The 13,629-nt window shown below is 33.8% G+C and carries 17 protein-coding genes; 10 read left to right on the forward strand and 7 right to left on the reverse strand.

Annotation, left to right across the window (positions count from 1 at the left end; genetic code table 11):
• The first annotated feature begins 78 nt into the window (after nt 1-78).
• From ACYUCW_RS05090 to ACYUCW_RS05120, 7 genes are all read left to right on the forward strand, one after another.
• Nucleotides 79-858, forward strand: coding sequence for a hypothetical protein (locus ACYUCW_RS05090; protein WP_036971681.1), 780 nt, complete (start codon nt 79-81; stop codon nt 856-858).
• Between the two features lie 589 nt (nt 859-1,447).
• Nucleotides 1,448-1,810, forward strand: a complete 363-nt coding sequence (gene traJ, locus ACYUCW_RS05095; RefSeq protein ID WP_036971684.1) for a conjugal transfer transcriptional regulator TraJ — start codon at nt 1,448-1,450, stop codon at nt 1,808-1,810.
• A gap of 105 nt (nt 1,811-1,915) precedes the next feature.
• Complete coding sequence (trbJ, locus tag ACYUCW_RS05100) at nt 1,916-2,695, forward strand: P-type conjugative transfer protein TrbJ (protein WP_074924060.1); 780 nt, start codon at nt 1,916-1,918, stop codon at nt 2,693-2,695.
• Nucleotides 2,696-2,705: 10 nt separating this feature from the next.
• Nucleotides 2,706-2,942, forward strand: a complete 237-nt coding sequence (trbK, locus tag ACYUCW_RS05105) for an entry exclusion lipoprotein TrbK (protein WP_074924062.1) — start codon at nt 2,706-2,708, stop codon at nt 2,940-2,942.
• Nucleotides 2,943-2,953: 11 nt separating this feature from the next.
• Nucleotides 2,954-4,312, forward strand: a complete 1,359-nt coding sequence (gene trbL, locus ACYUCW_RS05110) for a P-type conjugative transfer protein TrbL (protein ID WP_081359191.1) — start codon at nt 2,954-2,956, stop codon at nt 4,310-4,312.
• Between the two features lie 12 nt (nt 4,313-4,324).
• Nucleotides 4,325-4,582, forward strand: a complete 258-nt coding sequence (locus ACYUCW_RS05115) for a hypothetical protein (protein WP_074924063.1) — start codon at nt 4,325-4,327, stop codon at nt 4,580-4,582.
• Nucleotides 4,583-4,657: 75 nt separating this feature from the next.
• On the forward strand, nt 4,658-4,888 hold the full coding sequence (locus ACYUCW_RS05120) for a type I toxin-antitoxin system ptaRNA1 family toxin (protein ID WP_074924065.1): 231 nt from the start codon (nt 4,658-4,660) through the stop codon (nt 4,886-4,888).
• 50 nt (nt 4,889-4,938) lie between these two features.
• Here ACYUCW_RS05120 and ACYUCW_RS05125 read toward each other — a convergent pair whose 3' ends face one another.
• The 4 genes from ACYUCW_RS05125 to ACYUCW_RS05140 form a co-directional block, all read right to left on the reverse strand.
• Nucleotides 4,939-5,235, reverse strand: coding sequence for a hypothetical protein (locus tag ACYUCW_RS05125; protein WP_074924067.1), 297 nt, complete (start codon nt 5,233-5,235; stop codon nt 4,939-4,941).
• Between the two features lie 382 nt (nt 5,236-5,617).
• Nucleotides 5,618-6,418 (reverse strand): macro domain-containing protein, encoded by an 801-nt coding sequence (locus tag ACYUCW_RS05130; RefSeq protein WP_074924068.1) that lies wholly within the window; start codon nt 6,416-6,418, stop codon nt 5,618-5,620.
• 3 nt (nt 6,419-6,421) lie between these two features.
• Entirely contained in the window at nt 6,422-7,402 is a 981-nt protein-coding gene (locus ACYUCW_RS05135; protein ID WP_074924070.1) for a retron St85 family RNA-directed DNA polymerase, read from the reverse strand.
• 4 nt (nt 7,403-7,406) lie between these two features.
• A complete protein-coding gene (locus ACYUCW_RS05140) occupies nt 7,407-8,408 on the reverse strand; it encodes a retron St85 family effector protein (protein WP_074924071.1) in 1,002 nt (333 codons plus the stop codon).
• Nucleotides 8,409-8,875: 467 nt separating this feature from the next.
• Between ACYUCW_RS05140 and ACYUCW_RS05145 the strand changes: the two genes are divergently transcribed.
• The gene (locus tag ACYUCW_RS05145; protein ID WP_074924073.1) at nt 8,876-9,592 is read left to right on the forward strand and encodes a toll/interleukin-1 receptor domain-containing protein; all 717 of its coding nucleotides are present in this window, start codon (nt 8,876-8,878) and stop codon (nt 9,590-9,592) included.
• Between the two features lie 101 nt (nt 9,593-9,693).
• Here ACYUCW_RS05145 and ACYUCW_RS05150 read toward each other — a convergent pair whose 3' ends face one another.
• Nucleotides 9,694-9,867 (reverse strand): hypothetical protein, encoded by a 174-nt coding sequence (locus ACYUCW_RS05150; protein WP_170837708.1) that lies wholly within the window; start codon nt 9,865-9,867, stop codon nt 9,694-9,696.
• Between the two features lie 599 nt (nt 9,868-10,466).
• Here ACYUCW_RS05150 and ACYUCW_RS05155 point away from each other — a divergent pair.
• Both ACYUCW_RS05155 and ACYUCW_RS05160 read left to right on the forward strand, forming a co-directional pair.
• Nucleotides 10,467-11,246, forward strand: a complete 780-nt coding sequence (locus tag ACYUCW_RS05155) for a nucleotidyltransferase domain-containing protein (protein ID WP_460408253.1) — start codon at nt 10,467-10,469, stop codon at nt 11,244-11,246.
• Nucleotides 11,230-12,282 (forward strand): DNA polymerase beta superfamily protein, encoded by a 1,053-nt coding sequence (locus ACYUCW_RS05160; protein ID WP_004243319.1) that lies wholly within the window; start codon nt 11,230-11,232, stop codon nt 12,280-12,282. The genes ACYUCW_RS05155 and ACYUCW_RS05160 overlap by 17 nt, the downstream gene beginning before the upstream one ends.
• A gap of 98 nt (nt 12,283-12,380) precedes the next feature.
• Here the strand turns inward: ACYUCW_RS05160 and sra are convergent, their stop codons facing one another.
• Nucleotides 12,381-12,614: a stationary-phase-induced ribosome-associated protein gene (gene sra / locus ACYUCW_RS05165; RefSeq protein ID WP_004243316.1), complete on the reverse strand. Its 234-nt coding sequence runs from the start codon at nt 12,612-12,614 to the stop codon at nt 12,381-12,383.
• A 406-nt stretch (nt 12,615-13,020) separates the two neighbouring features.
• Nucleotides 13,021-13,329: a divalent-cation tolerance protein CutA gene (cutA, locus tag ACYUCW_RS05170; RefSeq protein WP_004243315.1), complete on the reverse strand. Its 309-nt coding sequence runs from the start codon at nt 13,327-13,329 to the stop codon at nt 13,021-13,023.
• Between the last annotated feature and the right edge of the window lie 300 nt (nt 13,330-13,629).

Consider the following 13,629-nt stretch of genomic DNA (forward strand, 5'->3'; position numbering starts at 1 on the left):
GGGGGGTGTTATTACCAGTTACTTTGACAAAAAAGAGACGTCAGAACGTAACCAGAAACAAAGCAGTGGTGATGAGCGATGACGATAACTGGTAAGAGGCTTGTTCCAACAAGCACAGTTTTACAGGCGAGAGTGGTTATTTATCAGCCGAGTAAAAAGCCTTTAGAGCGTAAAGGTCAGTGGATTGATACTTCATTTGGCAGGTGCAGAGTGACAGGAAGACTGGGTCAACGGCACGCTGATATTGTTGAAAGTATGCTTTTCGTGGCAGAACGTAGGCGAGACATAAATGATGGCGGAATAGAATTGCTGGTCGACCCTGCAAAACTGAGGAAAGTATTATCAGACAATCAATATAGTGGAGGAAGGTTAAATAAATTACTTCTGGAGTTGAAGGCTGCAACAGTCGAAATTGTGACTCCAAAACTTGATCAAATTGGGGAGCGTATTATTGGTGGCTTAATTGATCATGTTATTCCGTCACCAATGACGAGGAATAATCCTCTTCCGGATAGTCAGGGAGGAGTTCGCAGGCTTTGGAAGGTAAGACTAGGTATCGCGCTTGTTATGTTACTGGAGCGTGATTTGTCTTTATATTATCGGCCTGAATTAATTGCACGACTGAAACATGGAATTAGCCAGGCAGTAGCTCGCCATGTACTAACACATAATAATAACCCGCCTGGTGGTTGGTATCTTGATACATTATTTGTCGCAGTAAGTGGCAATGATGTTAGCGCAAAGACAATGAGTAATTATCGAACCAGAATTAAAGATGATATAGAAAGTTTGCGCGTTATAGGCGTTGATATCAATTCAGAAAATCGGGTCAAACGACTCACAGGGGCCCGAGAGTAACTCACAGGGGCCCGAATATAACTCACAACGGCCCGATGTTGACTCACAGGGGCCCGATATTTTTGGTTTTGGCAGGATCTTTAGAATTATTCAGGATATACAAAAGGTGTATTGCCCGCTTTATGCGGACATAACACCTAAATTCAATCGGCATACGCCGATGGTTTGAACGCCAAGAAAGGAACAAAGTTTTATCTGTGAAATAAAGCTTCTTTCCTGGCGTTTGGTTCGCCCAAAGGGCGAATCAATAAAATGATGTTTTAACACTACCAGAACACAACTCAAACGCTATTGAAATGCTATTTGAGCACTATAACGACACTATTTAATCGCTGTTTTATCACTAAATTATTAAATGATAGTAAGAATGTGGCGATATAAAGCAGTTAATTTAGGTATAGCGAAAAAATAGCGATTTATTGTATGAGTATGAAGTGAAGTAATGAACTCTGAAGTTAGGGCAGGATAGGTGAAGTAGGACTACCAACAAGTTGTTAGTCGCTCTTCACTCGATTTTATTCGCACTTCGGTGCTCAACAATAAATCCTGCTCTACGAGGTTATAAGCTACCGCTATTAATGAGGTGATGATGAATAAAGAATTAAACGAAACACGGAAGAATAGCACGCCTATAAAAGTTTATTGTTTGCGAAGTGAAAAAGAGAATATTGAATCTCAAGCTAGAAAAGCAGGTATGAGTGTTGCTAAATATTTACGGGAAGTAGGTCAAGGCTATCGAGTAACAGGAATAGTTGATTATGAATGTGTTAGAGAGCTAGCAAAAATAAATGGTGATTTAGGTCGGTTAGGAGGGCTATTAAAATTATGGCTAACAAATAATATCAAAACAAAAAACATTAGCAGTGTAACCATAAGAGCAGTATTAAACAAAATAGAATCTAATCAAAATGAAATAGGAAGAATAATGAAAGATATTGTAATGCGAAAATAATAGTAAATTTTAGCGGCTAAAATTTACTTCAGACTTAAAAAATAAATATCCAGTAATTAAAAGCAGCATCTTAATGTTAATTATCTTTTATAAAGAGGTATACCTATGCAAAAAATAAAAATTTTAGCGGCTAAAATTATGTTTGTCGCTTCAATTACAACTGTGATTTACATACAGCCTCCAATTGCTATGTCAGCAGGCATTCCCGTACTTGATGGTACGAATTTAAGCCAGAACATTATGTCTGCTATGGAAGCTGTAGCCCAAACAGCGAAGCAAATTGAACAGTACCAAACTCAACTACAACAATATGAAAATCAATTACAAAACACATTAGCACCTGCGGCCTATATCTGGGATCAGGCTCAATCTACGATTGATAATTTATTACAGGCAACGGATACACTTCAGCACTATCAGAATCAATTAGGAAGCTTGGATGCATACCTGAGTAAATTCCAGGATGTTTCATATTATCGAGGGTCTCCTTGCTTTAATGGTACAGGCGGATGCACGCCATCAGAAAAAAAAGCAATGGAAGAAAATCGCATATTGGCTTTTGAATCGCAGAAATCTGCGAACGATGCGCTATTTCGTGGATTAGATCAGCAGCAAAAAAATATACAAGAAGATGCAAGGAAATTACAACGTTTACAACAAGCAGCCCAAGGCGCTAATGGACAATTAGCAGCAATTGGTTATGCAAACCAATTGGCGAGTAATCAGGCAAACCAGCTATTACAAATTCGTAGTTTATTAATTACTCAGCAGAATGCCGCTGCGGCTAGACTATCCTCTGAACTGGATGATGAGGCTCGAGGTGCAGCAAGAGAAAAGCAATTACGGACATGGAATTATCAACCAAGCCCAACCGATAATTATTGAGGTAATAAATATGAATAATTTATTTTTTATCGCGTTGACTTTATTTTGTGTTTTTTTAACTGGATGTGAAAGGACAATTATAGAGGCTAATAAAATAACATGCCATGAAGATAATTATGAAAGGTCATTATCGGAAATTAAAGATAAGAGTTTACAGGAAATGTTTATTGGTGAATGTAACTCCATAAGAAAATCGAAGGGAATGAGAGAGTGGGAATTTAAATCAAGTCCAGAAGACAACTTTTAAGGGAATAAATTATGAAAGTCACTATCTCATGTTGTTTCTTAATTATATTAGGGTTATTTCCTGATATTGCATTAGCACAAGAACTAAGTAGTAGCGGTGTGATGAATGATGTTCTTAATCGTTTTCATAGCGCAGCCTCAACCTGGGCTCCAACAATAGAAGGTGCTGCCAGTCGGTTATTCTGGACATTAGTAACTATTTCTATGGTGTGGACGTTTGGCATGATGGCGCTACGTAAAGCGGATATTGGTGAGTTCTTTGCTGAATTGGTTCGTTTTACTATTTTCACTGGTTTCTATTGGTGGCTACTCTCGAATGCAACGCACGGAATGAATATAGCAGGTTCAATAGTGGATTCATTGCAACAGTTGGGAGCCGAGGCGGGAGGGCTGAGTAGCAGTAAATTAGGTCCTTCCAGCATTTTAGATATGGGTTTTGAATTATATGACAGGACTGTTGAGGCAACTTCAGAATTAAGCTGGAAAGAGTTTGCCACTGCTTTAATGATGGAACTAATGGCACTAGCGGTACTGGTTGTGTTAGCCATTATTTCAGTGAATTTATTATTACTGTTAGCTGCTAGTTGGATTTTATTATACGCAGGCGTGTTTTTCCTTGGTTTTGGCGGTTCCAGATGGACTTCTGCCATGGCGATCAACTATTACAAATCCATTCTTGGTATAGCCGCACAGCTATTGTCTATGGTTCTTATTGTCGCTATTGGTAAGCAATTTTTGCTGGATTATCACAATAAAATCAGTGAGAACATGGCAAGTCAGGAATTAGCCGTAATGTTAGTTATTTCTCTTTGCTTACTGTTTTTAGTGAACAAGGTTCCACCGATGATTTCAGGTTTAGTTTCTGGCGGTAATATCGGAACGATGGGGATTGGTTCATTCGGTGCAGGAGCTGCAATGGGAACAGTGATGACGGCTGCCAGTATGGGAGCGACAGGAATAAAAATTGCAGGTGGTGCGATAGCAAGCGGGGCTGCTAATGCAACTAGTGGTATCAGTGCGATAAAAGCAGCTTTTGAGCAAGCACAAAGCAGCATGGCTGATGGGGCAATGCCAAGTGGAGGAAGTGAGACAACACAAAATAGAAGCACGGAGTCTAATACTGATTCAGGCGATTCACCTTTCAGCAAGGCCGCTGGTTTAGATAGCACGGATAGATCTTCTGTAAGCCCCCAAAACCGCACTAACGATGCAGATTCGTCAACTCGTGATGATATGGAAGAGGTAAGTGCTGATAGGACTGAGTTTTCTGATAATACTTTGTCAGGAAGTGATAAGCACAGCATGAATCAATCAACGACTGATAATGATGAGGTTAACGACTTTGTTAATCGAAACAAATCAGATAGATAAGAGGCATTGAACATGAAACAAAGTAGCTTCTTGGTCGCATTTGATTTACTTGACCAGAATGCGGATTTTAATGCAAAAGTTGCCTATGAGCCGATTGATGTTGTGCTCGCGGAGGAAAAAGTAGATGCAACAGAAGAAATAGCTAATTTTATTAAAAAGCGTGAAATCAAAGTTAAAAATGAGCAATTTTGTAGTGAACTAGCCAGTAATGTGTTTGAGGGGAAATCGGAAGATAGTCCATTTTCAATAGCCGCAGGGCTTTCTAGCTAGTGTTTTTAAAGCACGCAGGCCAGTGATGGTGCACTGACCTGCATTTTCACAGACCACCTGGATATGAGGTGATATATGACAGCTCCACATAATACAGAAGTTCAAAGAACAATTCATCACGTAGCGAGTGAATTGGCAGCTTTAGAGTTTATAAATCAAGATGCTGCACGCGAGATCTCACAAGTTGCCGAAGCGGTCGCCAACATGTTTACGGTGCTTTATTACCAAGCAGAAACCGGAGATGCCACAAAGCAGGATTTTCAGGAAGCACGGGTTAAGCTTCAGGAAGTGTTGTTAATATTATGATTTGTTGATTCAAAGGCGGTAATTAGCCGCCTTTTTATCTGCTGAAGCAGTCAGCTCTGTCGAAAATATTGATTTTTTCTTTTGGAGTTATGTTTCCAGCTTTTTCCAAGCTTATAAGTCATTGTTGGGTAGTCATCCCAGGGAGTTGCCAGTTGCTTTCCTCTAGCAGAGCGTAGTCTTAACGGGTAATCTTTATACTCAAATTTGTGTAAAAAGTAGTAACCTTTCTCTTGTTTGGTACTGAAATTTTTGTGTATCCAACTGCGAAGGAAAGGGTAGTATTTCCATTCCCTTTTTATTCCAAAATAATTTTCAGGGTTCTGGTACTGCAATTTTAGTTTTTTCATAGTGTTCCTAGGTTTCTTTAAGTTACCTAGAAGTGATCTTTTGCGTAGTAGTTCATATGTTTTTTAGCTTTAGAAGATAAAACAATATATTACGTATAAAAGCTTGCAAGTTGAAGAAGCTGTTTCCAACATGCCTACAGTATTTTGTTCTCAGATAGAAGTTAGGGGGCAAAAAATAGGATGTTCAGGGAGCATAGACTTAATCTCAAAAGTGCATAAGTATACATAATGTTAATCCAAAAGTTGTAATTAATCGCCTTTGGATGCATTTCTGTAATAAAATTTTTCAGTATAGGCGGCTTTAAGAGAGAACCAGATATTGGTCTTAAGGAATTTGAACTATTTTCTAAAAGTTAGTTATAAGTTAATTTTTATCAATGTATCATGTTACATGATAGTAATAATTTATTAATTTTAAACTTAACTCTTTTTTTAAATCTTTAGATAAAATAATATTAACACCATTAATTAGAGTTAAGTTATCTTTTATTTTTAATGAAAAAATCAAGAACTCGAGTAGTTGCTGTTTTTTCACATTTACACCGGAATGGCCAGCGCCTAATAATGGTATATTAAGTTTATATCCATTTGAATTATTTTCAATAAAATCTATTAATTTTATTACTGTTTCTTGGTATTCTAAGTTTGTTAATTGAGCTCTATTGTTTTTGTCAAACCTAGTAAATGCTACAAGAAAAAAAACTTGATCATCTCTTCGTATCTTAATTGTAGTACCTAGTGGGTATCTTACTTTATTACCATGTTTTCTACTCGGAATTTTTTCACCATGATGGTTTCGTAGTTCTTTTTTTATTTGATTATTTAATTGATTGATATCATCGGAATAAAATTTATTTATGAATTTTCCATGTAGTGTATTTCTTGAGATTATTTCATCATCAACAAGAGTATCAAAATAGTCATTAACAGGTATGATAACAATTCCTTTCTCTGAAAATATATCGTTATATTTTATTGTTAGCTTTACTTTTGGAGAAATATTTATATTTATAGAATTTCTTTCTCTAGAAAGATATAGAGACGCGATAATTATAAATACTAATATATATAAGTAGTTATCAGAGATGTAGTTTGTGTAATTTTTATTGGAAAAACCAATAATTGTTAGAGTGCTACTAAGTAAGCCTATTACATATAACAACTTTCTAATGAAAAAATACATAAACTAATTATCCATATCATTTTTATTGATGTTTTTATATTTCATTTTTGAAATATAAAAGGCATCTTTAGTTAGTTTTCTAAATGTAGCTTTACCATATTTTAATTCTAGTAATTGATAATATTCACTTTCAATACTATTTATATATGATAAAGTTCCGTGTAATATAGGAATATCACCTTTCTTTAATTTATTATTTACGTATAAATGAAGCATCGCTTTGGTTTTTTTTCGTTTATATCGGCCAACAGATAATTTCTTTTCATGCGTAATAACAACTCCCGTAATTCTCTTGGATTTTTGTTTCCCAAGTAAAACTCGCTTGTTATTATTTAATATTAATAAGGGTTCTTGGGTATCTGCAATTATTTTTTTTAATTCACTTTCAACTTTTAGTAAGATATTACGACTGTCAGAGGATAATGTTATGTCGTCTGCATAGCGAGTGTAGATGACATTATTCTCAGAACACATATTGAATACTGTTTCATCAAATTTGTACATAACGATATTTGAAACAATTGGAGATGAGGGTGCACCGATACTTAGTTTAAGTTTTTGATCACCTCTATCCATCCAAAATAAATAGTGGTTTAAAATATCAATCTCAATACTTGAAATATCCTTGTATACATCTGTGAGAATGGATTTCAGATGCTTTGGTCTTATTGAATGAAAAAAATCTTTAAAATCTAATTTCAAAATCCAATCAGAGTTTTTATGTGGTAGGGCATTGTGGTAAATTGACTTATGGTATCTGTATGCAGTTGCAGCATCGTGAATTGGTAATTTTGCTAAAATATTCTCCATAATTAGATATTGATATAACTTAACATCAAAAGATGGTTGAGATATTTTTCTAAATCCGCCACTTCTTTTTTTAATTTCAAACTCTTTATATTTTCTTGGCGCAGTTAAGTAATTGAATATTAAATCATCAATTGTTTTTTTTGAATGTTCTAAAATATCTAATAGGTATTTCATATTATCACCTTAGCCCTAATGCATACGCCCTTTCATTATCATCTTTTATATAAAAAGAGAGTAGAGTGGATTTTACATAATTTGCAGAAAAATTATTTGGGAGATCAGGGGAACTTTTAAATTGATATTTAATAAACCCTTTGTTTTTTTCCGTGGGTAAGAAATATTTTGCACCAGCATTTTTTTCTTTTATTAATCCTAGGTTTTTTAATGAATATAAGTACTCTTTTAAAATTTTTTCTTCTAAATCTATCTTAAGGTATTCGTTTATATATGTTTTAATTTCTCTTAGCTTAAGCGCAGAAAAAACATACACTAAATCAGCAACGAGCAGGCACATATCAGAAGGGGTTTCTCTTGAAAAAACAGCTGTTTTTTTACTTTTCCCCTGGATATCTTTTGCTAGTTGTGTACCTATAAGATTCACTAGCGCTTTGAAATCATCGTTATAATCAATTAGTTGGGATATGGCATTGTCTTCTAGTTGATAGATTACCCCCCATTCATGTCGAAGAACTATTTTTTCATTTTTTTCAAGAAATTTAATAGGCCCCCATTCAATAAAAGTCCTTTGACCATTTTTAATACTATTCACGTTATAAATAGTAATAAGTTTAGATGATATTTGTGGCATGACGCTAAATGCGCCAAGCTCAGCATGTGCTCCAGGTCCTTCAACGATAAGAATAACTGCTGTAGCTAGACCTGCTAATAGAACTTCGAAGTCAATAAGATTGTTAATGTTAGCGTCATCTAACCAATCATGAAATTTTTCAGCAAGAATAACATCCTGATATAGTTCTTTTTCTTGACTACTAAGGTAATGTAGAATAGCACACCGTAATGAGTTAAATTCCCCCAATTCAGATGTGTTTATTTTTGATAAGTCATCACCATTTATACCTCCACCACAAAAAAATATGTAATTAGGTAGGTTTCTTAGACTTATTTTTTCTACTTCAATATGATTAAGAAATATTGAAGTAAGTTGATTAATAGTTTCCATAAGACCAACGCGTTTAAAAATGGCCTCGTAGTGAGGCCATTTTAAATCTTTACCTAGATGGCCACGGTTGCGGCAACAAATCACGAAGGGATTTTTGACGTGACCGTGGTCAAAATATAAACAATCAAATATTCTAGTGATACACCAGATGAAGTCAGTAGCGCTTCTAACGCGTAAAGATTGAATATCACTATTACATAAAGGTAAATTATTGTCAATAATACACTAGTTTTCTCGTTTATAGCTATTTTAGGTCTAGGTTAAGGTTATATTTTTATATAATATTATCGCAGATAATGGTGTTGTTTGGGACATGAAATTAAGTAAATACATATAGATATGTTAGTAATTTTTATCGTTGCAATGTCGTATATAATATATTGATAGTTGCTATTAATGTGTTTGCTTCATGAATAGTCCATTTGATGTCTGTTTTATTTAACTAATTAAAAAATAAGGAGAATAAATTGCACGATTCATTCATATCATATGCAGAAGAAGATAATGATTTTGTGTCAGATGTGGCGTTTGGTTTGAAGAGAAATGGGTTAAGTATTTGGTTTGCTCCCATGTCTCTTAAGGTTGGAGAACGATTACTTGATTCAATTGAAAAGGGGTTGAATGAATCACGGACAGGAATTTTAGTATTAAGTCCAGCTTACCTTTCAAAAAATTGGACGTCATACGAAATGGATATTCTTATTAGACAAAATATTGATGGGAGCAAAAAAATACTTCCGATTTGGTTTAATGTTACTAAGGAAGATATCGACAATAAGCATATAGGATTGAGTGGAATAGTTGGAATTACAGATGTAACCGATGCTTCTAAAGTTGTATCTAGGTTGGTTGAAGTACTATCAGATGGTGCGCCATATCGAGGTGTTATTCCTAGCTGGGAAAATCCAGAATATCGTTTTTTGAATGGTCTTGGTGAAGTAAACCTTCAAACTATTGATGGTAAAACAGCAACAATTTTCGAACTTTTAATATACAGTAAAGATGATCAGTTTCCTTTTTGGCTTGCGGGAAAGTCTTATTCTAAGAGGGAGCTTTTAATGGAAGTTTCCCGAATTATAGGTGCCGATCCAACTAGAGTAAAAAAATGGGTTTCAGATGATGGTTATAAGCTGCTTTGGGATATGTGTGTTGAAAATGGTCTTGATCCGAAAATATTTTACTAGCAGATAAAAAGGTTTTTCTGATTGTATTGATCTTGTTGTGGCACTGACGGGAAAGATGATGACATAACCCTGTGTAAAAATTTTTTTGTTTATAGTACTTTTCACTTATTAGCAGTGTTAAGTTCAAGTTGACTAGGATCTTCTCGCATTCTTGATACAGGCTTTGGGTTATATGACTGAACTGTTGAAGCAACGTCAGAATTAAGCTGGAAAGAGTTTGCCACTGCTTTAATGATGGAACTAATGGCATTAGCGGTATTGGTTGTGTTAGCCATTATTACTGTTAGCTGCTAGTTGGATTTTACTATACGCAGGTGTGTTTTTCCTCGGTTTGCCATAATCTGGCTGTCGGTAAAACGTGATTTTTTATAAAGATTTCTCCAGTTCAGATTACAAGAAAAATCTACTTATAAACACACTTGTTTTTAGTGGGGATTATCGTGATATGCAAGAATCTTCAGTCTAGGTCAAAGTTGAACTAAAACGTTGACGAACCGCAAAAAATCGAAAAAATCCTGTGCATGGTATAAATGATGGTATCAATAGTGATTGCCATTCTAACTATATGTTATATAGATTTATTTCCTTATCATTGATATTAGAGTGGGAATAAAATAACGTTTATCAGCAATAGTTGATAAAGGTTAAAAAACCAAGAGCCATCAGTATGTTACTGGTGGCTTTTTTGTTTTCTATGGTTGCTAATGGTTGACAAGAACCGAAAAAAATGACGGTATAGGAGACGGTATCAAAAAATAAATTATAAAATTAAGACACTAAAGTAGTTATGTTGCTATTGTTAGCTCTAGTCATCATCATAATTGGCAACATTATTAAATTTAAGAGTTGTAAGGAAATACCGAGTAACATCATCATGCATAATCAGATATTAAAAAAACTGCCACAAATAGAGCAAATGCATCAAATAAAACTACTTTATGTTGCTGAAAGTGGAAGCCGTGCTTGGGGCTTCGCATCAACGGATAGTGACTATGATGTACGTGGTATTTTTATGCGGCCTCGCAATGCATATCTTTCAATTGATAAACCTAAAGAAACATTTGAGTGGATAGAAAATAATTGGTTTGATGTAGGAGCTTGGGATATTACGAAAGCATTGCATCTATTACGTAAGTCAAATGCTATCTTATTTGAGTGGTTACAATCACCTATTGTTTATCAACAATATGCTGGTATCCAAAAAGAATTATTTGAGTTGGCACAATTATATTATCAACCCCAAAGCATTGTTCATCATTATAGAGGGATCGCAAAAGCCGTTAGTAGACATCATTTTGAAGAGAGTCATGCAAGTAAAGCGATAGATGAGCCCATAAAATTAAAAAAATATTTCTATCTCTTACGTTCACTTTTAGCTGCTTATTGGACAGTAAAAACGGGGAATATCCCACCGATGGAGCTTAATCAGCTAATAAATATATTAACCACAGATGAGCAAATAATTATTCGAGAGTTAGTGAGCTTTAAAGCAGATAAAGATGAACACTTTACTTGGCTACCAACCGATAATATGCAAAAACTGATCACTTTTTTATGGCAAGAAACAGCAACTCAATTAGCGAAACGCACCGTACCAGATAGTGAAATATTAAATAATTGGTTTAGGAAAATACTTGATGAAACTGACCATTGACAATATAAAGCCTTACCTTTTATTTGAAACAATTTCAGGTAGTCGTTCACAAAATTTGGCAACAGATAGTTCAGATACTGATATTAAAGGTGTTTTTTATCTACCTAAAGAGATGTTTTATTGCTCTGATTATGTGCCACAAGTAAGTAATAAAACTAATGATATTGTTTATTATGAATTAGGGCGATTTGTTGAATTACTGTGTGCGTCTAATCCTAATATTTTAGAATTATTAAATGCACCAGAGCATGTTGTTATTTATCGTCATCCATTATTTATGCAATTTAACCCAGAATGGTTTTTATCAAAGGAATGCGTACAGACTTTTGTGCATTATGCTCAAGGGCAAATAAAAAAAGCGCAAGGGTTAAATAAGAAGATCATGGATCCTATAGATAAAGAGTTAAAAACAATCCTTGATTTCTGTTATATCATTGAAGATGGAAAAAGCCTATTACTGAATAATTGGCTTAAAAAACGTTGTTGGGAGCAGCAAAATATTGGGTTGGTTAAAATCAATCATGCACAAAATCTTTATGCAGTTTTTTATGATCCAAATAGTGATTATCAAGGCGTAATAAAAAAAGATAATGCCACCGATGTTTTACTAAGCAGTGTCTCTGAAACAGCCATATTACAAGCCTATCTTAGTTTTAATAAAGACGGCTACAGTACCTATTGCAAGCAGTATCATGCTTATTGGCAATGGGTTGAGGAGCGTAATGAAGCCCGCTATCAGCAAAATATTGAACATGGACGAAGTTACGATAGTAAAAATATGATGCACACTTTTAGGTTGCTTTATATTGCATTAGGAATTGCCACTGAAAAAAAAGTCAAAGTTTGGTGTGATAACAGGGATGAATTGTTAGAAATTAAATCTGGGGCTTTAAGTTATGAAACATTATTTGAGCGAAGCAAAATATTAATAGAAAAAATTGAGCAAGCTTTTCAACAAAGTCAATTACCAGAAAAAATCAATCCTCAATTAATTAAGCAAGTATTAGTGAATATTCGTAAAGAATTATATCAATAATAGAATACTATTATCCCTTACAAAGTCGTAAGGGATAAACTATTAGTTATAAATAATAAAATAAAAGTTATTTATAATCTAACATTAGGCATAAGTAATTAACTTACTAGAAGATAATCTGGATAAGCATCGGTTAATTTCATATAAATACGCTTATTTTGCGCATTTTTTCTGAAATCTTGTTTTAAACAGATCCGAGTTGCATTTTTTAACTCTGCGGGAAGATTATCACTTTCTGTAGGCGTAATAATGGAAAAACGCACTTTCTTTTTAGACCGACTTAAATTATAAGGTAAACCTAAAATACGTCTTGCGACTCTGTTTGTTTTCACAACTCACTCCTTTTTTACATGTAATATAGAGAAAGCTTGTTAATTATAACAGAAAATAACTAGGGTAAGATATCGGTTAAATTTATTCTTTAGGATAATAACCTATAAAAACCACTTTGTTGTTTTTTTATTTTTTCCTTTGCTCATTAGCGTATTATTGTTCATTTCTTTGATTTATAAAAAATTAATAATAATTTATTGTTTATATTTTTTCTGTGAATATAAAGATAATCTCAAAAAGAAAAGTTTTTAAAAATGATTTAGCAGTTAAATAGTAATTAATCTTAATATTTTACTTTGTTTATTTGTCTCATTATTGAGATTGTAAGTATTGTTTTATTTACAATATTCTATCATTTTTATCACAAATAAGATGAAATAGCATGATGATGCAATGAAATAATCATTAATTTAGGCTTTGATGTATCCATTCTAGATAACCATGAAACCCATTTTCTATAGGGACAATAATGACTTCTGGTGTATCGTAAGGGTGCATTTTTACTAGTGTATCAATCAAAATCTGTTGTTTTGAACTCTCGCTTTTGATCATCATAAGTACCTCATTATCTTCAACAATTTCATTATTCCAATGATAGATAGATTTGATATTAGGAAGGACGTTAATACAAGCTGCAAGCTTCGCCTGTATAAGATGGTGAGCTATTTCATGGGCGACAGTTTCATTAGGGGCTGTTGAATAAGCGATAATCATATTTTTCCTCTGTATTAATGAGTCTATGGTTAATTTGTTATAGGGTAATTAACTTTAATATCATCAAAATAAAACTTTTTAAAACTTAACGCTAAGATTTCTCTTTTTAACCGAATAAAAACATATTTTCAAAAAAAACTTTCTCGATATGAGATAATTACGGCATTATTAAGTGGATTTTACATATTTTGAGTTTCTTTTTGTAAAGAAAAACACCCATTTGCCGATATTAGTAGTTGTTAAATGAAATGTATCTAATTGTGTTATAAGAACATATTCAATAAAAATTGTTATTACCTT

Source organism: Proteus sp. MB838 (assembly GCF_054767435.1).